General features: G+C 28.4%; 14 protein-coding genes. 6 read left to right on the forward strand and 8 right to left on the reverse strand.

The genetic code is table 11. The annotated features are described in order from the left end of the window. Positions 1 to 648: 648 nt before the first annotated feature. The 4 genes from EDL80_RS01695 to EDL80_RS01710 all read right to left on the reverse strand — a co-directional run bounded on the left by EDL80_RS01695 (position 649) and on the right by EDL80_RS01710 (position 8,556). Complete coding sequence (locus tag EDL80_RS01695) at positions 649 to 2,034, reverse strand: alanine/glycine:cation symporter family protein (RefSeq protein WP_158406481.1); 1,386 nt, start codon at positions 2,032 to 2,034, stop codon at positions 649 to 651. 30 nt (positions 2,035 to 2,064) lie between these two features. Continuing rightward, the gene (locus tag EDL80_RS01700) at positions 2,065 to 2,838 is read right to left on the reverse strand and encodes a CDP-alcohol phosphatidyltransferase family protein (RefSeq protein ID WP_158406482.1); all 774 of its coding nucleotides are present in this window, start codon (positions 2,836 to 2,838) and stop codon (positions 2,065 to 2,067) included. Position 2,839: 1 nt separating this feature from the next. Next, entirely contained in the window at positions 2,840 to 3,523 is a 684-nt protein-coding gene (locus EDL80_RS01705; protein ID WP_158406483.1) for a phosphatidylserine decarboxylase, read from the reverse strand. Between the two features lie 1,628 nt (positions 3,524 to 5,151). Then, positions 5,152 to 8,556, reverse strand: a complete 3,405-nt coding sequence (locus tag EDL80_RS01710) for an FAD-dependent oxidoreductase (RefSeq protein ID WP_158406484.1) — start codon at positions 8,554 to 8,556, stop codon at positions 5,152 to 5,154. 532 nt (positions 8,557 to 9,088) lie between these two features. Between EDL80_RS01710 and efp the strand changes: the two genes are divergently transcribed. From efp to EDL80_RS01725, 3 genes are all read left to right on the forward strand, one after another. Continuing rightward, complete coding sequence (efp, locus tag EDL80_RS01715; protein WP_158406485.1) at positions 9,089 to 9,658, forward strand: elongation factor P; 570 nt, start codon at positions 9,089 to 9,091, stop codon at positions 9,656 to 9,658. Between the two features lie 168 nt (positions 9,659 to 9,826). Continuing rightward, positions 9,827 to 10,597, forward strand: a complete 771-nt coding sequence (locus EDL80_RS01720) for an inositol monophosphatase family protein (RefSeq protein ID WP_158406486.1) — start codon at positions 9,827 to 9,829, stop codon at positions 10,595 to 10,597. An 812-nt stretch (positions 10,598 to 11,409) separates the two neighbouring features. Beyond that, positions 11,410 to 12,339 carry an RluA family pseudouridine synthase gene (locus EDL80_RS01725; RefSeq protein WP_158406487.1) on the forward strand — a complete coding sequence of 310 codons (930 nt, stop codon included), beginning with the start codon at positions 11,410 to 11,412 and terminating at the stop codon, positions 12,337 to 12,339. Positions 12,340 to 14,062: 1,723 nt separating this feature from the next. Here the strand turns inward: EDL80_RS01725 and EDL80_RS01730 are convergent. Genes EDL80_RS01730 through EDL80_RS01740 form a run of 3 tightly spaced genes read right to left on the reverse strand, consistent with a single transcriptional unit; the run spans position 14,063 to position 20,485 of the window. Next, entirely contained in the window at positions 14,063 to 15,451 is a 1,389-nt protein-coding gene (locus EDL80_RS01730; protein ID WP_158406488.1) for a PleD family two-component system response regulator, read from the reverse strand. After that, the gene (locus tag EDL80_RS01735) at positions 15,448 to 15,729 is read right to left on the reverse strand and encodes a twin-arginine translocase TatA/TatE family subunit (RefSeq protein ID WP_158406489.1); all 282 of its coding nucleotides are present in this window, start codon (positions 15,727 to 15,729) and stop codon (positions 15,448 to 15,450) included. Before EDL80_RS01735 ends, EDL80_RS01730 begins: the two co-directional genes overlap by 4 nt. 10 nt (positions 15,730 to 15,739) lie before the next feature. Beyond that, positions 15,740 to 20,485: an NAD-glutamate dehydrogenase gene (locus tag EDL80_RS01740; RefSeq protein WP_230957223.1), complete on the reverse strand. Its 4,746-nt coding sequence runs from the start codon at positions 20,483 to 20,485 to the stop codon at positions 15,740 to 15,742. 653 nt (positions 20,486 to 21,138) lie between these two features. Between EDL80_RS01740 and EDL80_RS01745 the strand changes: the two genes are divergently transcribed. Together EDL80_RS01745 and cysS are read left to right on the forward strand one after the other, a co-directional pair. After that, on the forward strand, positions 21,139 to 21,771 hold the full coding sequence (locus tag EDL80_RS01745; RefSeq protein ID WP_158406491.1) for an exopolysaccharide biosynthesis protein: 633 nt from the start codon (positions 21,139 to 21,141) through the stop codon (positions 21,769 to 21,771). After that, positions 21,768 to 23,141 carry a cysteine--tRNA ligase gene (gene cysS, locus EDL80_RS01750; protein WP_158406492.1) on the forward strand — a complete coding sequence of 458 codons (1,374 nt, stop codon included), beginning with the start codon at positions 21,768 to 21,770 and terminating at the stop codon, positions 23,139 to 23,141. Before EDL80_RS01745 ends, cysS begins: the two co-directional genes overlap by 4 nt. Before the next feature lie 576 nt (positions 23,142 to 23,717). On the opposite strand, the gene EDL80_RS01755 is transcribed toward cysS, so the two are convergent. Then, complete coding sequence (locus EDL80_RS01755; RefSeq protein WP_158406493.1) at positions 23,718 to 25,673, reverse strand: hypothetical protein; 1,956 nt, start codon at positions 25,671 to 25,673, stop codon at positions 23,718 to 23,720. Positions 25,674 to 25,985: 312 nt separating this feature from the next. Between EDL80_RS01755 and EDL80_RS01760 the strand changes: the two genes are divergently transcribed. After that, positions 25,986 to 26,960: a ribonucleotide-diphosphate reductase subunit beta gene (locus EDL80_RS01760; RefSeq protein WP_158406494.1), complete on the forward strand. Its 975-nt coding sequence runs from the start codon at positions 25,986 to 25,988 to the stop codon at positions 26,958 to 26,960. Positions 26,961 to 26,969: the final 9 nt, after the last annotated feature.

Genomic DNA, 26,969 nt, shown 5'->3' on the forward strand with positions numbered 1-26,969 from the left:
TGTCTAAGTGTGAGTACTTAATGATTTTCAGTGTAGCATATAGCTTTTTTTAAATCAATAAAGCAATGTTAAATATATTTTAAACTTTTTATCCATTTAAAATTGTAATTGTACCTTACTGTTTTAATGTACAGTACTTAAATATATTAATATTTATGATAATCTAGTAATAGAGAAGTAAGTTGACAATAAATTTTATAGATAAATATTGATTTGTTGATAATATTCAATGTTAATAACTATATACATCTTCTTTTATTATTGGTGTTGGTAATAGCAGGTATTTTAAATATAGGTGTTATTTGTTTGATTAACATTAATGAGTATATATCCTATGTTACTTAGATTAGCTATTCAGTAGTTATTTTTATATTACTAAAATCTTATTGGAAAATGTAAGCTTCAATTGATCTTTAGGTGAACTTTGTGAAAGGATATTATTGACTGTGTAATATTTGTTATCATAGTAATGATTTAATAGAAATAACTATAATTGTCAGATTGTGATTTTTATTTAAGAATCTTTATAACTGGTTTATTAGATATTATAGAAAGTAAAGAAACAAAGTTCCTAACTATAGGGTCGTGGTAATATTTACTGGTAGTTTTTAATTAGCTTATTGAGTTTATATAGGGAGTATAGTGTGGTTAAGTTTTTATTTTTTGTAAATATAAATTAAGTTCTTTATTTATATCTTTGCTTAATAATATTATAGTTAATCCATTAGGTATTGTTAAAAATATGAAAAGTAGGTCTCCTAATTGTGATATTGAAATCACATTTTTTGATAATCCGCTAGTTATAATGATAATGATAATTAATATGCGGCATGGTATAATACTATAATTGCTTTTTAATATGTATTTCCAGGATATTTCGCAATAATAAGAATAAGTTATGATTGAAGAAAATCCAAAAGCAAATACGATAAATGGAAATATAACATACTCACAAATTGGACAAATATTAGAAAATATATTCTTAATTTCAATAATGCTATGACTATTGCTTAGTGTATATGATCCAGTTAATGTGATTACTATTCCTGTGATAAATGATACTATTACTGTGTCAATAAATGGCTCAAGCATAGCTATACATCCTACTCTTATAGGTTCAGTTTCATGTGTGGATGCATGTATTATAGGAGATGTTCCAATCCCGGCTTCATTTGCGAAAACTGATCTTCTAACTCCTGCTATTAAGGATCCTGTTATTCCTCCAGCTATGCTGTTACCATGTATCATATCATCAAACATTATTTTAAATGTGGGAATTAATTGATCTATATGGCCTATAATAACTAATATACATATAGTAATATATAGTATAACCATAATAGGGGATAATTTAGTCATTACTTGTGCGATTCGTGTTATTCCTCCTACTATTACTAATCCACTTAGTACAGTGAGTATTAGAGTTATAATGCTACTATCTACTTGGCTAAAAGTGTTGCTTAATAATACAGTTGCTTGATTTGATTGGAATGATATTCCTCCAAAGGACATGGCTATTATCATGATTACAGCGTATATGTATGATAGTACTTTACCTGTTTTAATTAAGCCTAGTCCAGATAAGCCGTATCTTATATATTGAAATGGACCGCCTATGCTGCATTCTTTCATTAACACGCGATACTTAAATCCTAATGTGACTTCTGCAAATTTTATTGACATACCTAACATTCCTATGATTACCATCCATAGTACAGCACCTGGTCCTCCAGTAGAAACTGCTATTACTACTCCTGAAATTGTGCCTAATCCTATAGTTCCAGATATTGCAGTAATAAATGCTTGTATATTAGAGATAGTGTTATTAGATTTGTTATGAGATGGGTTAATTAAGATATATAAAGCGTGCTTAAAAAGTTTTATATTAATGAATTTAAACCTTAAAGTACAAAATATCCCTAGAAATATTATCCATAAGATAATCAATGGAATATTAAACATTCTAATACTTGAAACAAAATCTAGTGCATGTAGAATATAAGGGAAGAAATCTGTAAATCTAAAACTTATCATATGATTATGATCTAACTAATCTAACCATAACTATTTCTTGTTTTTATTTTTGTACATGAGGTATATATATACTATGCTACTTATCGGGATTGATAGTATATACATTATTCCAACTACCGGAAATGTTAACCATGGTTTTGTTATTGCGAATACAATAAATATACCTAAAAATACAATAAAGATATAAATTAAGTTTTTTGGTATGTATAAATGTTTTGCAGAAAAGGTAGGAATATTACTTACTGATAAAAATGCAATAATGGCAAAATATACCGCTATCTTGTGATGATCTGATAAATTTTCAACTAACCAATGATTATCGTGAAAATAAAAAGTAAGCATTACAGGAATTAAGGATAATATTGCTCCTAATGGAGCAGGTACTCCTACAAAAAAAAATTTATGCCAATCTAACTCCTTTTCTTCGTATAAGGACATATTGAATCTTGCAAGTCTTATTGACATGCATATTACAAATGTCATTACTAACATCCATCCTATTACTTTGATTTGTTTGAGAGACCAAAAATATAGTAAAAATGCTGGAGCAGCACCAAAATTTAGAAAATCTGCAAAAGAATCAAGCTGAGCGCCAAATCCACTAGTAGAATTAAGTAACCTTGCAATCCTACCATCCATACCATCTATAACTGCTGCTATGATGATAAATACAATTGCCGATTCCCATTTCCCAGTGAATGTAAATTTTATAGAAGTTAAGCCAGCACATAAACCTAACAAAGTGACTACATTTGGAAATAACCTTGCGATAGGAAAAAATTTGCTACCTTGCTCTTCTTTCATATTATATGGGTTTTACTGTTAATAATTTCTTTGGAGAATCTTCTAAATATCCCAATATAGTTTCTCCAGCAATTACTGTCTGTCCCTTGAATGCTGATATGTGAATGTTTGGTGGCAAATACAAATTAACCCGACTACCGAACCTAATAATACCAAATCTTTCTCCAGAGTTAACATTTTGACCTTTATAAGCGTTACATACTATGCGTCGTGCTATTAACCCTGCAATCTGATCTACAACAATTGTATAATGATTAACATTAGATTCTATTATTAATCTTTGCCTTTCGTTTAGCTCACTTGACTTATCAAGTGAAGCTGATATAAACCTCCCAGGTATATATTCAGTAGACTTAATAATACCAGATACAGGAATTCGATTTACATGAACATTTAATACATTTAAAAAGATACTAATGCACACTACTTGTGTTGAAGAATCTATAGGTGAATTAACTTCCTTAATATCTAGTATTGTACCATCGGCTGGGCTAGTAATTAAATTATCTCCTTCAGGGACAACACGTACAGGATCACGAAAGAAATATATACATAACAATGATATGAATAGGAATGTTATACCTAAACTACAAGAAACTGCAAAACCTATACAAGATAAAAGAAAAGATATCATTATAATTATATACCCTTCCTTATGGATGTTATGAATTACATTACAGAACATTACTTAACCTCAGGCTTTTTTAGGAATTATATACATTGCAATATTTTATGCAATTAATATTTAATATGGTACCTATTTATAGGTGAATCATTATTTGTTATGTATTGAATGTTAGTATTTATATATTAAAAGGTATGTTTTTGATATATATATTATGCTTCAATTGAGTAGTGCTATTGGATGCTTAAAACCTATACTAACAGTAGTAAATATAATATTTGTAGTATGTTATGTAAAGTGTTACATAATAACTGTTATGTTAGTGTTTTAAATATAGCTAATGTTGAGCTTTCCTCGATTCCCAATATAATTTCATGAGTGTATTAAGTATTATAAGGAAATTTGTTGTAATCTAACTTCTTGTGTATCATGATATCGGATTTCTTTTGAGTATATGTTTATTTAGAGTGCATAAATGCTGTAATTTATTTTCAGTGTGCTGTTGTAGGTATCTGTTTTTATATTAAAATAATCATGAAGTTCTTTGCAGTGATATAATTGTGTAGATACTAATGACAATTTTTCTTGTTAGTAGTTATCTTATAGTACTTGATAATGCTAAAGAAATATGTTTATAGATTGTATTTTTATTCTAGATAGTTGCTGGATCCAAGTTATTTTATTGTAAAATATTTAAGTTAAAGTTGAATTCTTTTTTTAGAATGATCTTTTTTTTATTCTATGAGTTAATTAATATTTGCTACTTTTTACACTTTTATTTTGAACGAATATTTTATTAATAGGTATATGTGGTTATGTTGTAGTTTTGTCTAAGTGTGAATTTATCAGCTATAATATTGTGTTTGTTTGAAAACTCTGTTCTCGGTTTCTCACATTTTTGTTTTTAGGGTGTTTTTATATACAGAAAAGGAATGCTGATGTATTTTTTGTTACTTTTTTATAGTCAGTAAACAGGTTTTGGATTGATATCTAAGTAGTAGCTTACGATTGTATTGTATGTTTTTTGTGTAGTGTATTTTGCTTTAATGTGTCGTGTAGGAACTTGAAATCTACATAGTCTGCAAATCCTAAATGATATTGATAGCTTATATACAATTTTGTTGATTATTTAACATTAAAATTTATTTAGTATCATGTATTGGTAGTTTTGCTAGACAATAATTTACCCATTGTGCTGTACATTTTTCATGTAGTGTATTTTGCTTTAATTTGTCGTGTAGAAACTTGAAATCTACATGGTCTGCAAATCCTAAATGATATTGATAGCTTATATACAATTTTGTTGATTATTTAACATTAAAATTTATTTTGCATCATGTATTGATAGTTTTGCTAGACAATAATTTACCCATTGTGCTGTACATTTTTCATGTAGTGTATTTTGTTTTAACCTGTCATGTAGGAACTTGAAATCTACATAGTCTGGAAATTGTAAATTGTGTTGATGGCTTACATACAATTTTGTTGATTATTTAACATTAAAATTTATTTTGTATCATGTATTGATAGTTTTGCTAGACAATAATTTACCCATTGTGCTGTACATTTTTCATGTAATGTATTTTGCTTTAATGTGTCGTGTAGGAACTTGAAATCTACATAGTCTGGAAATTGTAAATTGTGTTGATGGCTTACATACAATTTTGTTGATTATTTAACGTTAAAATTTATTTTGTATCATGTATTGATAGTTTTGTTAGACAATAGTTTACCCATTGTGCTGTACATTTTTCATGTAATGTATTTTGTTTTAACCTGTCATGTAGGAACTTGAAATCTACATAATCTGCAGGTTGGTCTTGGTTTTTACAACTGTATATAAAATATTCTTCTTTTGTAATTGGATTGATGTGTTTTTGTAAACACTGAGCACATATTTCTTTCATCATGCATTGCATAGGAGAATTAATAGAGGCAATAACTTTTATATCTTGTTTGAAAAAATGACGATATTGATTAAATATAGCATAGGATACGGCATCCATCATGTGACTTGATCCAATCATGATAATTCTGTCTATGGAATGTAGTGGTATGTTAGTGCCTTGTGATGTATGGTTTTGATATTGTTCAATGGCTTCAATAATATTGCCATGATAAGACTGATCTTGTGTTCTTCTTGGTTCTATTCTTTTTTCATTACAGCACCATATAACATTACTTGATGATTTTTCAATAGAAGATGGTTCAAAGATGTCTTCTGTTTTTTTATATCCTGCAAAATATAAAACTTTACAGTTATGTGATAATAGTGCTTGACCTATTGAAAATAAAACAGCATTTCCTACTCCTCCACCTATTAACATGACATTTTTATTACTAGGAATTTCTGTCGGTGTGCCGGTTGGTCCCATAAAAATGATAGGTTCGTTTTTTTTAAGATAATTGCATAGATGACTAGATCCTCCTGCATTTAATACTATAGTTGAGATTGTTCCTTTATCTTTATCAACAGATACTCCTGTTAATGCTAAACTTTCTATAGATAATTTGGTGTTTTCTATATTTAGGCTATTATATTCAAAATTTTGTAATCTATAGAATTGACCAGGTTTAAAGTTAGCTGCTGCTAAAGGTGCTAAAATGGTAAGTTTTGTTATATTTTTTGTTAGATATTCTACATCTAGTATATACGCCTTTAGCAGGTGATTTACTGTTTTGAGAAAGCAATCATCTTTTTTCTGTGAGTATTCTTTTAATAATTGTGTTATAGTGGGATATCCATTTTTAGCACTTGCCATGGCTTTCACTACACTTCCTCTATATGGTAAATGTAAGTCTCCAAAAATACTGATTTTTCTATCGGTAGATATGAATATACTGTCTTTTTTTGTGAATTTAGATGATGAGATTATGTCTCTACTATTACCTTCTAAATCAAAAGTATGAATGAAATCTTTATTTAATGACGACAACTGTTGACTTTCTTGTATACTAGTTAAATTTGGTTTAGTTCCTGTAGCTAATATAATAGTTCTTGCTGGGAGTGTTTTTTTATTATTATCTTTGCTGGTGAACTTGATATTACTGATGTGATTGTAATTATCGAGTATTATTTCATATGGTTGTAAACATTCTATGAAATATACTCCTTCTGCTAGTGCATTTTTTATTTCTTCGCTATTTAATCTATAACTTGGAGAATCAATTAGGTTATTTCTATAAACTATAGTAACTCCTCCCCATGATTTTAATAGTTCCATGATTTGTGGGTGTCTATTTTCTGTATTGGATAATATTCTTTCATTTCTGATTTGTATTGCATGATTTAAAAACTCATTTGCTATATTTTTTTCTTCTTCTGTCCAATTTTTTTCTATGTAAGATTTACCATATGTTTTTACTAATGTTTCGTATCTAAATAAGAATTTTTCTACTTGTACTGGATAGTATGCAAGAGCTTCTGTTGCTGCATCAATTGCTGTAAGTCCTCCACCTATTACAATAATTGGCATTCTAATTTGTAAATTTGCAATAGCATTATTCCTGGCGGAGCCAGTTAGTTGTAAAGACATTAAAAAATCTGATGCTGTACGTACTCCACGTGCTAGTGAGTTTTTTAGGTAAATAAGATTTGGACTACCTGATCCAGTAGCAAGCGCAATATGATGAAATCCTATATCAAAAGCATTTTGTGTTGTGATTGTGCTTCCGAACCTTACTCCTCCATGCATTACGAAATTTTCTCTTCTTTCAAGTATTAATCTTGCTATTTTTAAATAGTTTTTATTCCATCTTACTGTAATACCGTATTCAGAAACTCCTCCAAATCCATAAGGTGTTCTTTCACTTAAATTTTCGTACAGTTCTTTTTTTACGTTTTTGATTAGATTAAATTGTGTTCTTTCTCCAAATTGAGTTATTCCTGAAATATGTTGAGGTAAAGGTTCAATTTTTAAACCATCTATTGCTACAACAGTATGTCCGTCATTAAGTAAATGGTGTGATAAATTGATTCCTGCTGGTCCTAAGCCTACTACTAGTACATTTTTCTTTGTGTGAGTGTGTGGTAATGGACGTTTAAAATTTATAGGATTCCATCTGGTAAGTAGTGAATATACCTCAAATCCGTAACTTAGAGTCAATACATTATCTATTACTTGAGTTTCAATTAATGGTATATCGACAGGATCTTGTTTTTGATAAATACATGATTTAGTACAATCATTACAAATATGATGTCCTGTTAGCACACATAATGGGTTGTCAATCATTACAATTGCTAATGCTGCTATGGGATATCCTTGAGATTTAACGAAATTCATTTCTGATATTTTTTCTTCTAAAGGACATCCATGTAATTCAGTAGATAGGATTGATTTTTTGAATGAATGGTTATTTTCTAATAAGCCTTTTGAACAACTATCTTTGTTTTGTTTATGACAAAATATACAGTAATGGGTATTATTTAATGCTTGGTATAAAATAGGTGGTTTATGAGTAAGATTAAATCCATCTCTGTATTTAATATGTTTTGATGTCATTACATCTGATTTGTGTATGTTCTTTATCTTGACAGGTACTAAGTTGTGAAAATCTATTTTATTAGGAGTACTAAATAAAATATTATTATTTGCTTGAGAATGTACCATATATGCAGCGTACTGAGCTGCAATGTCTAAATCTGTTCCATATTGTTCTTGATTTTCAAACCATAATAGTACTTTTTGAGAGAATTCTTTTTCTTGAATTGGTAGTGAAAAAATTTGAGAAATTTTATTTGTGATTTCTTCTATATTCAAGTTATTAATGTTGGGATATTTTTTTAAAGCATAACGTTGTACGAATAGTCTTTTACATTTGTATATTTCAATAAATTCTTTATGGATGTTTTGTTGTAGTATTACTTCATCTTCAATATTGAACAATTGTGATATAAAATCTTCAACTACATATGAAAGTTCTATTATACATGATGTATTATTATGATTAGTGTTACCTTGTCGTGCTGAGATTAGTGTTTGATATAAACTTTTATCATGAGATTGTAAATATGATAGAAATATATTATCTAGTTCTAATAACTTTTCTCTAGTGTATAGATTTTGTGTTGTTAGCTCAAAATTTATCATATTTTTATAATATAAAAGTAGATTGTTGTGGGTAGCTATTATGATGAATTATATAAGCAATGTAACATATTAATTAAAATGTGAAAATTCTATATTTATATAGAATTTGAGGGTCATATATATAGAAATTATATAAGGGAATTTTACTGATGTTTATAATATGAATCTTGTATAAAGTATTAAGTGGATTTAGCATGTGTAAATTTACTATTAGAATTATAGCAATCTGATTTCAGATCTATATAAAATTGCCAGTTATTTTATTGATCTTTATTATGATGCATTATTAAATGTATCAAAGTTTACTATACCTATAGATATTTTGATGTTAATGTATCTCATTATTAAGACAGAATTATATGTATTTAATGTAATGAGTGGTGAATGTTAAGGTAATGTAGAATATGTAATTGGTATAACATAGTAAGATTAATATTATTGAAATTGATATTGTTACTATCTGTTTATTTTTCTTGAAATACTTATTCTTTAAGAATAGAATTTCGCAGTTATACTTAATATTTAATAGGAAATGGCGGAAAGAGGAAGTGATATCAGGCCTGGTTATGTGCTCGAACATAATAATGCTTTATATTTAGTAGTGAAAATTATGCATACTCAGCCAGGCAAAGGTGGTGCTTATATACAAGCTGAGATGAAGAATCTTAAAACTGGAGCCAAACAGTATGAGAGGTTTCGTGCAGATGGTGACATAAAGAGAGCTATTCTTGATGAGGCTGATTATCAATATATTTATAGTGATAGTTCAATGCTTACTATAATGCACCTTGGAAATTATGAACAGATTACAATTAATAAAGATATATTAGGGGAGAAGAGTATATATTTACAAGATAATATGATAATTACATTGTTGTCTTACAATGGGGAGATTATATCCGCGAAAGTTCCAGATTATGTTACTCTTCAAGTGGTCGAAACTGAAGCTGTGATAAAAGGTCAAACCGTATCTTCTTCTTCATATAAAGTTGCGATGTTAGAAAATAATCAGCGTATTAGTGTTCCTACTTTTATTAAGCCTGGTGATAGAATAGTTGTTTACACTCCAGATGATAGTTATTATGAGCGAGCAAAAGAATAATATATTTTTATGGCAGAATACATTATTTTAGCGTTATTAAATTTATTTACTTATTTTATTCATGTTTGTTGGGAGTAAATATGAATAAAGTATGTGGCAGTGATTGAATTGTGTAGTAGATGTGGGATGGTTGTATCTTATGAAAAAGGTGATAAAAGGGGTATATAGATGTCTGTAATTTTTTCTTCTACTACTAATATTATGCTAAAGTCAGTAAGGCAATCATCTAGGGCTTTGGTTAGGGATTTTAGTGAAATTAGATATATGCAGTCTTCTTATATGGCTGCAAGTAATTTTACACGATCTGCTTATTTAAGATCAAAAAAAATCATCACTGAAGGGTTATATAACTATAGAAGAGATTATGGAATGATTTTTGATGATAGCAGGGATGTATCTGATGTTGGTGAAAATTTTTGGTTTGTTAACCCAATAGATAGTAGAACTAATTTTATAAATTACTTACCATATTTTGCTACATTAATTGCGTTTTTTCGTCATGGTGAGCCAATTGCTGCTATTATAGATGCACCAATACTTAAGGAAACGTTTTATGTAGAAAAAGGAGTAGGAGCTTTTTCAGAGAATGTACAGTCTCGTTATATAAAAATGCATGTGGGGAATAAACAAAGTATTAGTAGAACTGTTATTGATTTTATTATTACACATTCTAATGTTAATGTAATTGATAGTCAGCTTAGTTCTCAAGCTGTGATAATACGTGCTATGGGATCTATGGCTTTGGGGTTTTCTTATTTGTGTTCAGGATCTTATGATGCACTAGTGTATTCTAATATTAACAAATATCAAGCAGCAGTGGGTAAGTTGTTTATTGAAGAAAGTAAAGGTAAAGTTATGTGTGATCATGGTTTATTCATAGCTAGTAACTTTACTTTATGTGATTATTTAACAAAAAAGGTTTGTGATAATAGTAGATAAAGTGAAAGTATAGGGTAACTTTATTGTTTTCAGTGCCGGTTTATTTGTTAATGTTAAATTCCTGTTTAATTTGCTTATGTAAGAGAATAATTTTATAATCTGATAAGCACAATAGTATACTCATTTTAATTTGTTAGGTAATTTACTATTGTTAATATAGTGTGTTAATTATAAAAATGGTATGCTTTGATATATGTACTTATTACATATTTTTTAGTGTAGGGAAGAGTAATATATGTTTTATTAAGGGGTACAAGATTAAAAGTAATAGTTTAATTAATCTATATATTCCTCATATTATCTGTATTTATGTAATTAATAAAGAGTGTTTTTGAGCTTTTTTATAGCAGTTTTATTCAATTTGGTTATTTGTAAATTAGTGATAAGATGTTTAGTAAAAATTGTCAGAGCTGTACTTATATATTAATTGTATAATGATTTTAATTATTTAGGTAATAATATTATTAGTTGGTAGTATACTGATCAACTGGTGTATTTGTTAGTGTATAGGGCTGCATGTATGTACATTTGTTGTATACTGTATTTATATCTAATAGTTATTGTAAGTGGTATTGTATCTGAAGTTAATCTTGTATACTAAGTAAGATTGTGAAAGTTTTTGTATTTATTTAGGTGTGTTGGTTAATAGTAGTTGCCTATGTATAGATATAGATATGTATTGTTTTATAACTGATGATATATCTAAAATTGATCTATAAGGTGAACAAAATTGTTGTATAATGTTGATAATTTTTCATGAGCAAAATTGACGTGATGTGTTGTAATAATTTTTATATTAATTGTAAAAATTGATGGGTAAATATTATACTATAGGACAGGATCATCAGGATGTTAGAGTAGATAGGTTTATCAGAAAAGAGTTAGATATTCCTCAATCATTAGTTGAAAAGTTTCTGCGTAATGGGATAATTTTGCTTAATAGTTTGAGAGTAAAATCTAGTACAAAGCTTAGTGTAGGTGATGTAATTTTTGTACAAAATGAATATATAATTAGTAAGGAAAAAAAAAGTAGAAAAGTTTGCAAATTTGCTAGTGAATCCTTAGTGAAATTAATTTGTGATAATGTTTTGTATGAAGATGATAATGTATTGATTATCAATAAACCTTCTGGTGTATCTGTTCAGGGTGGTACCAAAGTTAAAGTCAGTATTAGTGATGTATTGGATAATATTAGAGTTGGAGAATCTATGAAAATAGTTCATAGATTAGATAAAAATACTAGTGGAATTTTAGTGTTAGCACGTAATGTTAGGGTATCTAGATTAATTATGCATGAATTTAAAAATAGGAAAGTGAAAAAAAAGTATTTAGCCTTGACACGTGGGATGCCTGACAATGATGTAGGTAAAATTGATTATCCTATTATGAGGAAGAAATGTAATGTTTCTTTAGATGGAAAAATTCAGCGGGATATATTGTTTGAACAACATGCTATTACTATATTTTCTATACTAAAGAAGCTACCGCATAACATTGGATTGTTAGATTTACAGCCGATTACTGGAAGAAAACATCAGATAAGAATACATCTTTCACATATTGGATGTCCGATTATTGGCGATGTGAAATATGGAAAAGTTTGTGATAATATAACAAGTAATTACTTACAACTACATGCGTATTTTTTATCTATTAGTATAGAAGGTAAAGAGATATTGGTAACTATACCTATGCCATCTCACATGCGGGATATGATTCTACAATTGGAAGGATTATTATAAGCATATTCTGATTATATCATTAAATTTGTATTCGTATGTTTGTAAGATTGAATTGTACCATATCTTATGTTTTTTAACTTGTTTAGATATTGATTATGATATTTATGATATGCAGTAGGTAATTACCGAGTATTAGAAGTAGTTAAGGATAAAGAGATTTATTAAGTGAAGAGTTTTATTCTATAGCTTAATGTTTTATTTGAATTGTGTATGTGTATTATGTTTTTTTAACTTGTTTGAATATTGATTATGATATTTATGATATGCAGTAGGTAATTACCGAGTATTAGAAGTAATTAAGAATAAAGAGATTTATTAAGTGAAGAATTTTATTCTATAGCTTAATATTTTGCTTGAATTGTGTATGTGTATTATGTTTTTTTAACTTGTTTGAATATTGATTATGATATTTATGATATGCAGTAAGTAATTACCGAGTATTAGAAGTAGTTAAGAATAAAGAGATTTATTAAGTGAAAAGTTTTATTCTATAGCTTAATGTTTTGCTTGAATTGTGTGTATGTATTATGTTTTTTTAACTTGTTTGAATATTGATTATGATATTTATGATATGCAGTAGGTAATTACCGAGTATTAGAAGTAATTAAGAATAAAGAGATTTATTAAGTGAAGAATTTTATTCTATAGCTTAATGTTTTATTTGAATTGTGTATGTGTATTATGTTTTTTTAACTTGTTTGAATATTGATTATGATATTTATGATATGCAGTAAGTAATTACCGAGTATTAGAAGTAGTTAAGAATAAAGAGATTTATTAAGTAAAAAGTTTTATTCTATAGCTTAATGTTTTGCTTGAATTGTGTGTATGTATTATGTTTAAGAGGTTATATATATTATTGTTTCCTTAATATTAATAATATTATTTATAAGTGATGTAATGCTGATCTTTTAACTGTAACAATATAAAACAACACTAAGAGAGTATTTGCTGAAGAAATAGAGAACAATTACTTCCAAAGGTTTGATCATGTTAGCAAAGTCTGCACTGGGAAGAAGTAATGTTGATCAGAACATTAGCAGGTATTAAGAACAAATGTCTTTCAACTACAGTAAAATCTGTCACAAAATATCTAGATGTTATGTTTAATTGTATAAGATTATTTAAATCTAAATTTACTAAATAACGATCAATAGTCTGTTTGTATGAAGGAAAGAATGGTTTATTTTTAATAGTGACAGATGTAATATGTAATCATATAGACATATATACCCATTTGAGAGTTTTTTGATATATCTATACAAAGAAAGAAGTATCTTGTCGGTCAAATTTGAGTTGAGTGAAGTACAAAATATACTTTTGCAATGCGTATTATAAACATGCTATTTGTATGATAGTTTATTCTATGGAGGGAGGTTATGATGTTATTTAGTGTAACTAGGTTATACTATTGTACTTTATCGTATTGCTAAAAGATTTGTTGATAAAAAATGTATAAGTCATTGATTAAATAAAAATTCAATAGCTAATTTATTTATTATTTACTTGATTGATATAATTGTTTTTTATATTTCATATAATTTAAAATTTCTATTTTAAATTTTCGCATTAGGATTTTATCTGTATTAAATTTTTCTGTGTTATTAATGATTAATGTTTATGCTAAAACTTGCTTGTTGTTATATGAAACATAATAAAAGTAATAAGAATATTACCTTTATGCTAATATTTAGCAGTTAGTAGCTATGTAATTGATATACTGTTATTGTGTGTCTATTATAGGATCAGTGACAATTTTATTTCTTCCTGTGTTTTTTGCTTCATATAAACATTTATCAGCTCTGTCTATTAGCTCTTTAATGTTATTAACATCGGAATGTAACATTTCTGTTATACCAATGCTTACGGTTTTGTGTATATCTCCGATGCTAGTTTTAAAAGGTGTATTTCCTACTAAAGAGAGTATCCTTAAGGCTGTTTGATATGCTATATTTATGTCTGTGTCAGGTAGCACAATAACAAATTCTTCACCTCCAAATCTTGCTAATAAATCTGTTATACGTATATTGTCAGATACTCTGTTTTTGAATTCTTTTAATAATTCATCTCCAACAGTATGACCAAATGTGTCGTTGACTTCTTTAAAATGATCAATGTCTAATATCATTAAGGATAAAGTCTTATCTTTACATAGTGATTCAGTTATCATGTTATGAAAATGCATGTCAAAATAACGTCTATTGAAACATCCAGTAAGAGGATCAGTTATTGCCATTGTCATATTAGTATCTACGTTAATTCTTAATGCATCTTGATATCGTTTCCTTTTTACTTGTACATTAACTCTTGCAATGAGTTCGTTACTATCTACTGGAGTGGTTATATAGTCATGAATTCCTATATCAAATGCTTTGGTAAGTAATTTTGTATCTTCATTTTCATCAAGTAATACTAGAATTGGTGTATAACGTGTTTCAATCTTATTGCGTAGATGTGAGCAGAGCCTTAATCCATCTCCAGAAAACTCTAAGTCGATAATCATGAGATCATAATTTTCTATATTACTTAAATTCAGAACTTGTTCTATATTGTGTGAAACTACAGTCTGTTGGAAGGATTTTTGTAATATGTTATTTATGTGTTCAGACCTCAGTGTATCTTCATCTGCGATTAAGATATTAGCATCTTCTATTTTATTAGCATAATTCATTATTCTATCATTTAATACACTCATTTCAGTGTTTGTCTTGCACCGTAATCTTAACTCATCTATTACCATCTTAAATCTTGTTAATGATCTAATTCGTGCAAATAATGCAATATCGTTGATAGGTTTTGTCAAGAAGTCATCAGCACCATGGCTAAGACCAGTAGCTCTATTGTCTGAAGTATTGTCAAGAGCTGTTACCATAACTACTGGAATATGTATGGTTGCAGGGTCTGATTTTAATCTTTTACAAGTTTCAAAACCATCCATTTCTGGCATCATTACATCTAGTAGTATTATATCAGGATGTTTTTCTTGAGCAATTTGTATGGCATCCATGCCGTTTGTTGCAGTTAGTACATTGTAATATTCATTAACTAGTTTAGCTTGCAGTAACTTTATATTTGCAGCTAAATCATCTACTATTAATACTTTGGCAGTCATAAGTCTTCTTTTTTTTCAGGGTCATTTTTTGTTACATAGCTATCATATGTTTTTCCATCATTTCCTATTATCTTTTTAATAACTATATTTTTATTGCTATCTTCTGTGTCATTAATACAAATTTTTTTTAAATAATGAAAAATTTCTTCCTTTATTTCTATAAACTTTCTGTAATAGAATCCTAAGTTTTTAGCTAAGAAAGGTAACTTTTTTGGGTCAATTACCAAACATGCTACTAGAATTATTACAATAATTTCCGATATACCTATACCAAACATTACAATTACTTTACCTAATGAACATATCAAGTGATTTTATTATTAGCATTAGCTTACTTAGATCAAGTTGGTTTGTATTTATGTCATTTAAAAAGTTGTAATATCTATTTAGTTTATCTTGATTTTTGTTATACCATTCTTGAATTATGTCGTTTATTATATTGCAATTTTTATCTAATTTGAGTGCTAATGATAAAGTGGGCTTTGCTTGTCTTATAATATTTTCTGTTATTATATATTGATAATCATTTAATTCGTCGAGTAAGTTTCTAATAGCAATGCGTTGCCAATATGAAGAATTTGATTCTATATGCCTTGCTAGTTCTCTTATACGACTGAAATTTAATAGTGATCTTAATTGAAAGTATAGTTTTCCTACAGTTAATATTGGTAAATCAGCACTATTTGTAAGATGTATGATATCAAAAGATACAGTAAGAAATTTTAATGCAGTAATCTTTTTTATTACTGATTTGTCTATATTATATTTAGTTAAAGAAGAGAAGGTATTGTTATATACTTCTAAATACTCATTGTACAAAATACTAGTGATATTTTCTTCAATTACATTTATTTGTGATGATAGTTCTTTTAACTGTGTATCAATATTTGCAAATTTAGACGAATTTCTTATAAACCAAAAAGTTGTTTGTCCAACAAATCTTTGTACTTCTCTAATAAGGGAAGTGTATGTGTTGATATGAATTTTACTGTCTAATGCGTCTAGTGCTTCCCATACTTCATATAGATTGTATATATGAGTTATGATGACATATATTTTTATTACATTTTCTACTGTGATACCAATATTTTCAATGATGTGATTTACAAAAGTACATCCCATCCTATTGACTATATCGTTTACTATACACGTTACTAGAATTTCTTTTTTTAAAGGATGTTGTCTTATGTAAGGAGCAAAATTATCTTTTATATATTGGGGGAAATAGGATAACAGATACTGAGATTCGTATAGATTTGATAGGCTACTTGAATGGTTAAAGATATTCGACACCATGACTTCATTCTTTAAGAACATTCTGGTATATGCAATTAGAATAGCAATTTGGGGACAGGTAAAACCTTTTTTTTCAGAACTCATTTTGATTATATCTTCATCACTTGGTAAAAACTCTATTTCTCTATTCAAAATTTTAGTTTTCTCCAAGTATTTTAATAGTCTGTGGTGCTGTTCTATCCTATCTTGAGCTTGTATACATTCTAGCATTAGAGCTTTTGTTTCTAGTTTGTTATGAGATTCAAGAACCATCGATGGTACATCATGCATTATGTCATCTAGGATTTTATTACGTTCTGATAGGGAAATGAAGTTATTCTTTATTGCTAATCTTAGGCATATTTTTATATTAATTTCAAAGTCAGAACAGATTACTCCACCGGAATTGTCAGTAAAATCTGTGTTGATTTTACCTCCATTACGTGCATATTCTATTCTTCCAAGTTGTGTGGCTCCGAGATTACCACCCTCTATTATCATTGCTGCTCTTACTTCGCATCCATTCACTCTTAAAAGGTCGTTAGCTTTATCTGCAACTACGGCATTACTTTCTTGTGAGGATTTAATATATGTGCCTATTCCTCCATTCCATATCATGTTAACTTCTGCTTTAAGTAGGTATGTAATAAGAGTACTTGGAGATACTTGATCTTCTGTAATATTAAGCAGGTTTTTAATTTCAGGAGTTAAATCTAATATTTTGGAATTTCTACTAAAGACTTTTCCGCCTTGTGAAATATAATCTTTATTGTAGTCTTCCCATGAAGAACCAGGTAGTTGAAAAAGACGCTTACGCTCTAAGAAACTTTGTTCAGGATTAGGTGATGGATCAATGAAGATATTCTTATGATCAAAAGCTCCAACTAAATGTATTTTATCAGATAATAACATGCCGTTTCCAAATACATCTCCAGACATATCTCCAATACCGATAACTGTAAATGGTTCAGTATATATGTCTTTATCCATAAGCCAAAAGTGTCTTTGTGCAGCGACCCATGCTCCTTTAGCTGTAATTCCAATTTTTTTGTGATCAAATCCTATTGATCCGCCAGATGCAAATGCATCTCCTAACCAAAAGTTATATTCTTCCGAAATCTCATTTGCATAATCAGAGAATGTTGCTGTTCCTTTATCTGCTGCAACTACTAAATATGGATCATAATCATCATATTTTATTATGTGGTCGGGTGTTATATACTTGTCATCAATAATATTATCTGTAATATCTAATATTCCCCTTAAGAAGTTTTTATAACATTCAATAGCAGTGTTTTTAAGTAGGGTAGGATTTTTAGGTGCACGTTTTAAGGTAAATCCTCCTTTAGATCCTACTGGAACAATTACGGAGTTTTTTGTCATCTGTGCTTTCATTAATCCAAGTATTTCTGTACGAAAATCTTCTGTTCTGTCGGACCACCTAATTCCTCCACGTGCAACTTTACCGCCTCGCAAGTGTATAGCTTCAAATGAGTTCGAATATACGTATATTTCTCTGAATGGACATGGTAATGGTATGTTTGGTACCTTGCTTGAATCTAATTTTATGGATAAGTATTCTTTTTCTTTGTAATAGTTTGTACGTAAAATCGCTAGGATAAGTGCGTATATGCACCGTAGAATGTGATCATGTACTACGTCTGTTACTGTTGAGAGTAAGTCATTAATTTTTTCCTTTATAGAGGCAGATTCTTGACTGTTATTTAGTTCTGGGTTAAATCTAGATTCAAATAATTTGATGAAATAAAATATAACCTTTGGATATTTTGTAGCAACTTTTTGAATATAAATTTGACTATAGTTAAAAGATATTTGTTTTAAATACCTACTTAGTGCTCTGATTAGCATTACTTCTTTCCAGTGCAGGCTTGCTAAGATAATTAAGCTGTTGAAGTAATCATTTTCTATTTCTTTAGCAAATACTTTTTTTAATGTAGTTTCAAATTGTTGTTTTATATTCTGATGGTTGAACGATTGTTTGGTATTTGACAATATGAAGTGATGTAAATATATGGTAGTTTTGGCTGTAATGGTATGACTATGATGTAAAAGTATGCTGGTCCCCATCTTATTTACTATGCTTAATATTTTTGAAAGTTGTAAATTACTTTCTTGGGGGATATATATTTTTAATTGGTAATGTACACTATTTTTTATTAAATATAAATCTGCTTCACTTGTATTGTACTTGTGTACTTGTTCTAGCTTAATAATATCGTGATATGCACTTTTAGGGTTGAAGTACTCATGGTAACTTGGTGGAAATGCTGTTAGATAGTGTAAGAAAGGATTGATTGATCCTAAATTACAACACATAACGTCTTGTAACTTATGTTCCCACTTTCTGGATGCAGCTATTAACCTTTCTTCAATTTCTAATTCTGATATGTCATTGAAGTGATTATTTTGTGCTTTTAGTATAAATTGTAGCCTGACAAGGTTGTATTCATTTAGCATGTTATAATGGTGATTAACAACCTGACCTTTGAGCATTTGTTCTAAAATATAGCTCATTTTATTTGCCAATTCAGTACTTGCTAAATCTTTTGGGATAAAAATTATACAGTTTGCAAAGCTATTATTTTTGTCTTTTATTATAAAAAGTTTTATTTTAGGATTGTTAGCTAGGGATAAAATGCCCATTGAAATTTCAAATAATTCTTCTTCAGAAAATTGAAATAACTCATCTCTGGATAGTCTTTGTAGGATATCAAGTAATGCTTTATTACTATGTCCTCCTTTAGTAAATCCTGCTTTATCTTCAACAGCTTTTATTTTACTTCTGATTAATGGAATGGAAGTTGCATCCTGAAATGAAATTATAGATGCAAAAAAACCATAAAAACGATGTTCTTTTTCTAAAATATTATCCTGATTAAATATCCTAATCCCTATACAAATCATGTACTCGTATTTGTGTACAGTAGATAATATGTTAGATTGTATTATATATATTTGGTCTTTATTTTCACTTGGTGTTTCTGTATGGTTAGATATATTAATTCTTTGTAATCCGAGATTGGCTTCACTATTAAGTATTAATCTATTTTGATTTACTATATATTCTTCATATCCTAAAAATATAAATTTATCTTTTTTCAGCCAATCTAGAAATGTAATTGCCTCTTCAATATTTTGATTTTGTAATTTTATATTGGTTAATGCTTTATCAAAATGTTGTAACATTAATTGCCAGTCGTTAACACAATAGCTTACTAGCTGTAAATTTTTTTCAATATCATGTTTTAGAGATTTTTGGGATTCTTCATCAATTTGACTAATGATAAAATATACAATAGACTCACTTGTTTCATTACTTGAAGATGATTCTACAGCTGATATCTTACATATTTTATTTTTTATGCGTTCAATGTTTAAAACAGCATTAGTATAGTGGTATATTAATGCATTGTGTTTCTTTATTGTAATGATTGTAGAATCTATTATAAATGGTGAATTGTCATTTATTATTTCGATAATAGTTGCTTTGTTTGTTATATCGTTGTCTTGTTTATCGGTATTAAATATTTGTATTTTACTTTCTCTGGGTTGTTTTTCTTTTATTAGTTCAAATAGGCTACGTGCGATAGATAATAAAAAATTGGAATTGAGTGTAATATCATTACTGTAGTAGTAGCTGTAGAAATGCCTGATAAAACTTTGAAATAAACTATCGTTTTCCTGTGTTATTAATTCTAAAACTGAATTAATAATTTTCTGGTTAAAATTATTATGCATTCTTTTGGTTGTACTAGTTAACAAAATAATAGTAGAGCATCTTCCTTAAAATAATATTATCTTGTTTAATATGCAATTAATTATTTTCAGTATATTACATACTAGTATTTATAGGTAAGTCTTTTCCAGTATTGCTATTTGTAAATTGTTTAAATATTATTTTAAGTAATACTTGTTCTAGTGTGTAAGTTTATTTTTATCAGCGTAATTAACTAGTGTGTGTATAGTAATAGTAAGTACAGTATTATACGTATTAAAATTATGTATGATATATCATATATATATGAAAAATCTTAAAATTAGGATGTAATGTTTTAATATATGTTGTAAAAAATTAAAATTATCTATATTATTCTGATAGATCACAATATTATTAAATATGCCTTATGCAGAGTTATCTTTAACATTGTAGTTAAAAATATAAGGTATTAATTTACGTTAAGTTAAAATATATAATTATAATGTATTTTAGCAACTATGAACATTACTTAATGTAAAATAATGGTTCTATAATGAGAATTTGTACATAATTGAAAGATAATGTGTAGTGTAGTATTTTAAACTTGTAGATAGTACGAATATATAGTAAGTTATTTATCAATTGGTATGTTTTTTTTAATATGTATTCTATGATTTTGGAATGAGTTTTAAATATGTCACAAAAGGATAATAAGGCGGTTTCAGATCTGTTAGAGGAAGTCACAAGTAATGTGGATACAGATAGGATTAGTCTATTCGAATTAAAATCTGTACTTCACTCTCGTGGTTTTGGGGTATTAATGTTATTATTTTCATTGCCTCTTGCTATTCCAATTCCTGTACCTCCAGGTTATACGACAATTTTTTCAATACCTTTAATTCTATTTGCAGTTCAAATGTTATTTGGGGTCCAGGCTCCTTGGATTCCTAAGTGGTTAGGTAAGAAGTCTTTTAAGCGTACAACTTTAGCTTTGATTATTGAAAAAACTGCCCCTATATTAAGGAAAGCTGAGAAACTTACGAAGCCTCGCTTTTTATTTTTATTTAATAGTTTTGGTGAAAAGTTGATAGCGTTTATTTCTCTAGTATGTGCTATATCAATAGCTATACCACTACCTCTGACTAATTTTATTCCAGCTGGTGGAGTTTCGGTTATGTCTTTAGGGTTGCTTAATAAGGATGGGTTAATGGTCATTATTGGAATGATTATAGCTTTGTTTGGTATTACTGTAACTTTTATGGTAATGATTTTTGGGCCAAAACTTGTTATAGGTATGTTTTCCTTTTTATCCAAATTTACGACATGATAATATATAATACGTTAACTGGGTTAGAAGAACAATTTGTTCCTCTAAGTGTTAATAATGTAAAAGTTTATGTTTGTGGTCCTACTGTATATGATTTTGCTCATATAGGAAATTCTAGGTCAGTAGTTATATATGATGTGTTGTTTAGATTATTAAATATTTTATATCCGAAAGTTACCTATATTAGAAATATTACTGATATAGATGATAAAATTATTAATGTTGCGAAGAATAATAACCAAAACATATATGATATTACCGCAATGTATATAAAGGCATTTCATGAGGATATGAAAAAACTTAATTGTTTAATACCAACTCATGAACCAAGGGCTACTCAGAATATAAATGTCATGCTAGATTTAATACAAAAGCTTATAAACCACGGACATGCATATGTGCATAACGATACTGTATTTTTTGATATTAATTCTTATTCTGGATATGGTAAGTTATCTGGGCGTAACATAGTGGAACTTATTCATGGTAGTAGAGTAGATGTTGAAGTAGGTAAAAAACATCCTGGAGATTTTGTTTTATGGAAACCGGCAACTGATGTGGATAGTAAGGTGATGAGTTGCTGGCAAAGTCCTTGGGGTGTTGGTAGGCCAGGATGGCATATAGAGTGTTCAGCTATGAGTTATTATTATTTAGGAGAAGATTTTGACATTCATGGTGGTGGTGCTGATTTACAATTTCCTCATCATGAAAATGAAATAGCACAGAGCTGTTGTGCTTTTCCTAACAGTAATTATGCTAGATATTGGGTCCATAATGGATTTTTAACAGTTAATCATGAAAAAATGAGTAAGTCTTTAGGTAATTTCCTAACAGTGAGACAATTGTTGGATTCTGGAATTAGAGGTGAAGTAATTAGATATGTATTCTTAAATACTCATTATAGGAAGCCATTAGATTGGAATGATAATATTGTGTCTAGTGCTCAAGAGTCACTTAATCGAATGTATACTGTTTTAAAGAGTATAGATGGAGAGTTATTGTTGGATGATGTTGCAGTCTGTGATAAGGTTATTGACTGTTTAAAGGATGACATAAATACGCCAAAGGCTATCTCATTGTTGCATGAAATGGTGAAAAAGATTAATAAAACATCCGATGTAGATGGGAAAATGTACTTGATAAAGGTTTTAGTTAAAAGTGCTAATTTTTTGGGTATATTACATCACTCTTGGCAGGAGTGGTTTCAGTTTGATGATGATCGAGAAATTATGCAACTAATATGTCAAAGAAAAGAAGCAAAGGCAAATGGTGATTTTAAAAAAGCAGATAGTATACGCCAAATATTATTGGATAAAGGTATAGTACTTTCTGATAATAAAGATGGTACTACGCTTTGGTATAGGAATTAATATTATTTAGTGAAATAAAACATACACTTATTTTTTTATATATGAAAATATTTTAGTTAGTCGTCAAATGGTGTGATCATTATTTAAAAGAGATATATTGTTAAGTACAAGGAAGTATGTACTAAATATGTATATACATGTATTATACCTGTTAAGATTTTTTTATGACTAAATGCTAGTATTTGGATAATATGTGGAATATTTATTACGAAAGATGTTTAGTGTGTTATATAGGTATATTATGAAATTTACATAAATAAGAAATAACATATCAGAACATATTATTACATAAGCTGTTATAGTTTGCAAGTTATCTAAGAAAGTTTTTCGATAACTTATAGATGAAATAGTGTAGATCAGTATGATTTTTTTTTAATTTGTAAAATTGATACTTGGTAGAGCAATCTTATTATGACTATGATGCATATTTGGTGTTCCTTAATAATATATCTAAGTTTTTAGTATGATAAATAGAATAAACATAGTAAAAGATAAAATATTTAGAATTTGTGAGTAAGGAATTTCTCCTATATATACTTTTTATTTTGGCGATATGTGTATATAATTTGTTGTACACTATGTTTTGCGACACAAAGAAGTTTTAGTATTGCCTGCAATTAGTTTATCACACCATGATATTGAGTCGTGAATTGACATTGAACTTTTTGTAAAAGTAGTAATGTTGGATTTAGTAACTTTACCATAAACCTTGACTTGTCCAAGTATGGAAGCTATATGACTGTTATCTATTGCTAGTGTATTTGATTTGTGAGATATGTTACCAACATAAATTGACCCAAAGTTGGAAATAAGTTTAGAATTATGAGTCACTGGGCCAGCAATTGTGATATTACCTGTGTTTGTAAATATTATTCCACAAAATGAAGATTCTACTGTAATATTTGTATCCTGTAATATTAATATTACAAAGTTGATAGTATTTTTTATAACAATATCTGTAATTCCATATTTAGATAGCATTGCTCCATTTTGTGTAGCAACATTTACATAAAGTCCCGTTGTCTCATTTAACATCTGGATAAAGAGTGTATTATCTTTTCTTTCAATTCCAGCTGTTTTTGGACTAAGTCCATTCAGGAAAAATTCAATTGGTAATCTTGAACCTAAATCTGTTTCGTTAGTTATGCTTAATTGTAGCATATCGAATATCACATCATTGTATTCTTCAGATACTATAGTAGATGGTGTGGTATGTAAGTCTATGGATGCTATAGTAGTTGTTAACTCTTCATCTGGATTATGTAACTCTATTTTAAAATCTAATATGTTTTTATGTCTATTGTTTGAAAAAAATATGCTATTTCTGCTAATCTCGAAAATTTGTGTGCGTTCTTCTGTCCTTATACAACCCATTACTATATTTGCTACTCTGGTTAATGTGGCATTGTACTTAACCATTGAGTGGATATGATGGTTATTGATTTTAAAGATACTAGGTACAGTACGGTCCTGATTAATTACTCTATCATTCATTATAACACGGCCAAATAGAGAATGTATACGAGGACGTACTTCTTCTATGGTTTGTGTTCCATTATTTTCAATCTTGATAGTACCATATATACTAAAAATTTTACCGAATATTTTTTCTCCATATATGGTAACATTACTGGTTTCTACAAATATAGTTGCATACTCTGGTATATTGCAATAAATATGTATCTCAGCTCCTATATCTACTATGGGAAGCATGTGATATGTTATTTTTGAAATTACCATGACTTTTGTATGAGAAAAGATATAAGTATTTTCATATTGTGCTGAAGGTTGATACATTATAGAATCTGATGTAATAATAGCCAATAAGCCTTTTAAATACTGTGCATAACTAGAAAATACTTTGTTTTTTAATGACCTATGAAATTTGTTTTCTGCTCTATTTTTTAATGAGGCGAGAGCAGATTGTTGTTGTTGATCGATGAACTTGCTACCAGTTGATTCTGGTATATGTTGAGTATTATGGTATTGAATAAGTGTCTCTAATATTATATAACGTGCGTGATATCTTAATGGGTTGGTATATGATATTTTAACAAAACATGTTTTAGTATTCGGGGCATTTGCTATGTCGCTTATGATATTATTCTGTTCATTAACAGAAACTTTTATTATGTGTTTATGATACACTGTGTGTAATTCTTTAATGTCTAACCACATGCTATCTGAGGTTCTTTTATCGAAAAGAGGTGATAGTGCGTATGAGTATTTCTCTTGACCTAAACTTGTACCTCTATTTAAGATTGAACATTGTTTATGAAAACTACAAGCTAACTTTTTATATTGAGCAAGTGTATCTTCTACTTCTCTTTTAAATGTTTCAAAATCCGAATGTAAACCTAACATTCCTATAACGCACAATGAAATAGCATTTCCGGTATCTAATAGATGATATAAGTATAAAGTATCTATAAGATTTCTTATGTATGTTCTTAGATGTGCTTCTGTTAAATGAACCTGCGAATCTGTTAACGTGTCAGATGAGGTATCTTGTTTTTGGGACGTGCCTAACATAACATTGCATCTTTGTTAATAAATATTAGCTATTTATAATTGTAAATAATTTTACATGCAATATATTTTTTTTAATAATTTAAGTTATAATTTTATGAAAAATTCAGTCATTATGTGAATAAATATAATTTATTTATATATTTTATAATTATGTTATATCTTATTTAATATAAGTTAACTGTCATAATGTAAAAATTTTATGTAATAGTTATTTTTATTCTTGTGATCTTTTATAGTTGATTTTTCTGTAAAATAGTTGTTATAGTTCTGCAAGTAGTTTGTTATGTTTTAGTAATTTGGGTAGTATTTCAGATGTCGTTATTAGATTCTAGACCAATTTATAAACCATTTAATTATCCCTGGGCATATGATGCTTGGTTATGCCAACAAAGGATACATTGGTTACCTGAAGAAGTACCTCTCGCAGATGATGTACAAGATTGGAAAACTGTACTTTCTGATAAGGAGAAAAACCTTTTAGTACAGATTTTTCGTTTTTTTACACAGGCTGATATTGAAGTCAATAATTGTTACATGAAACATTATGCAAATATATTTAAACCTACAGAAGTATGTATGATGTTAGCTGCATTTTCAAATATGGAAACTATCCATATAGCAGCTTATTCTTACTTATTAGATACTATTGGAATGCCAGAGATAGAATATCAGGCATTTTTAAAATTTGAAGTCATGAAAAAAAAATATGACTACATGCAAAGATTTGAGGAGTGTAGAAAAAATGACAAGAGACATGTTGCAAAAACTTTAGCAGTTTTTGGAGCATTTACAGAAGGTCTACAGTTGTTTGCATCATTTGCAATCTTACTGAATTTTCAACGTTTTGGAAAAATGAAAGGTATGGGGCAAATTATTGCCTGGTCTGTTCGTGATGAAACATTACATACTGAGTCAATAATTAAATTATTTAATACTTTTATTCAAGAGAATTATGAAATATGGGATGACAGTCTTAAGCAGGAATTATATGAAGCGTGTAGTGTGATTGTAGGGTTAGAAGATGAGTTTATTAATCTAGCATTTGCTTGTGGTGATGTTGAAGGTTTATCTTCTCAAGAAGTGAAGGAATACATAAGATATATTGCAAATAGAAGGCTCATACAACTAAGTTTAGAGCCTATGTATAGCACAAATAAGAACCCTTTGTTATGGTTGGATGAGATTTTAAATGGGGTAGAGCATACTAATTTTTTTGAAAATAGAGTTACAGAATATACACGTGCTGCTACTGAAGGTACATGGGAAGAAGCATTTGAAGATCATTGAAAATAATTA

Source organism: Ehrlichia ruminantium, from assembly GCF_009728835.1.
GTDB lineage: Bacteria > Pseudomonadota > Alphaproteobacteria > Rickettsiales > Anaplasmataceae > Ehrlichia > Ehrlichia ruminantium_B.

What these genes read in the sequence shown, in the direction of transcription:
- EDL80_RS01725 (WP_158406487.1), top strand. Translation starts at nt 11,410, where the DNA reads ATGGGTAAATATTATACTATAGGACAGGATCATCAGGATGTTAGAGTA.
- cysS (WP_158406492.1), top strand. Translation starts at nt 21,768, where the DNA reads ATGATAATATATAATACGTTAACTGGGTTAGAAGAACAATTTGTTCCT.
- EDL80_RS01700 (WP_158406482.1), bottom strand. Translation starts at nt 2,838, where the DNA reads ATGAAAGAAGAGCAAGGTAGCAAATTTTTTCCTATCGCAAGGTTATTT.
- EDL80_RS01695 (WP_158406481.1), bottom strand. Translation starts at nt 2,034, where the DNA reads ATGATAAGTTTTAGATTTACAGATTTCTTCCCTTATATTCTACATGCA.
- EDL80_RS01735 (WP_158406489.1), bottom strand. Translation starts at nt 15,729, where the DNA reads ATGTTTGGTATAGGTATATCGGAAATTATTGTAATAATTCTAGTAGCA.
- EDL80_RS01720 (WP_158406486.1), top strand. Translation starts at nt 9,827, where the DNA reads ATGTCTGTAATTTTTTCTTCTACTACTAATATTATGCTAAAGTCAGTA.
- EDL80_RS01730 (WP_158406488.1), bottom strand. Translation starts at nt 15,451, where the DNA reads ATGACTGCCAAAGTATTAATAGTAGATGATTTAGCTGCAAATATAAAG.
- EDL80_RS01740 (WP_230957223.1), bottom strand. Translation starts at nt 20,485, where the DNA reads ATGCATAATAATTTTAACCAGAAAATTATTAATTCAGTTTTAGAATTA.
- EDL80_RS01755 (WP_158406493.1), bottom strand. Translation starts at nt 25,673, where the DNA reads ATGTTAGGCACGTCCCAAAAACAAGATACCTCATCTGACACGTTAACA.
- efp (WP_158406485.1), top strand. Translation starts at nt 9,089, where the DNA reads ATGGCGGAAAGAGGAAGTGATATCAGGCCTGGTTATGTGCTCGAACAT.
- EDL80_RS01760 (WP_158406494.1), top strand. Translation starts at nt 25,986, where the DNA reads ATGTCGTTATTAGATTCTAGACCAATTTATAAACCATTTAATTATCCC.
- EDL80_RS01705 (WP_158406483.1), bottom strand. Translation starts at nt 3,523, where the DNA reads ATGTTCTGTAATGTAATTCATAACATCCATAAGGAAGGGTATATAATT.
- EDL80_RS01710 (WP_158406484.1), bottom strand. Translation starts at nt 8,556, where the DNA reads ATGATAAATTTTGAGCTAACAACACAAAATCTATACACTAGAGAAAAG.
- EDL80_RS01745 (WP_158406491.1), top strand. Translation starts at nt 21,139, where the DNA reads ATGTCACAAAAGGATAATAAGGCGGTTTCAGATCTGTTAGAGGAAGTC.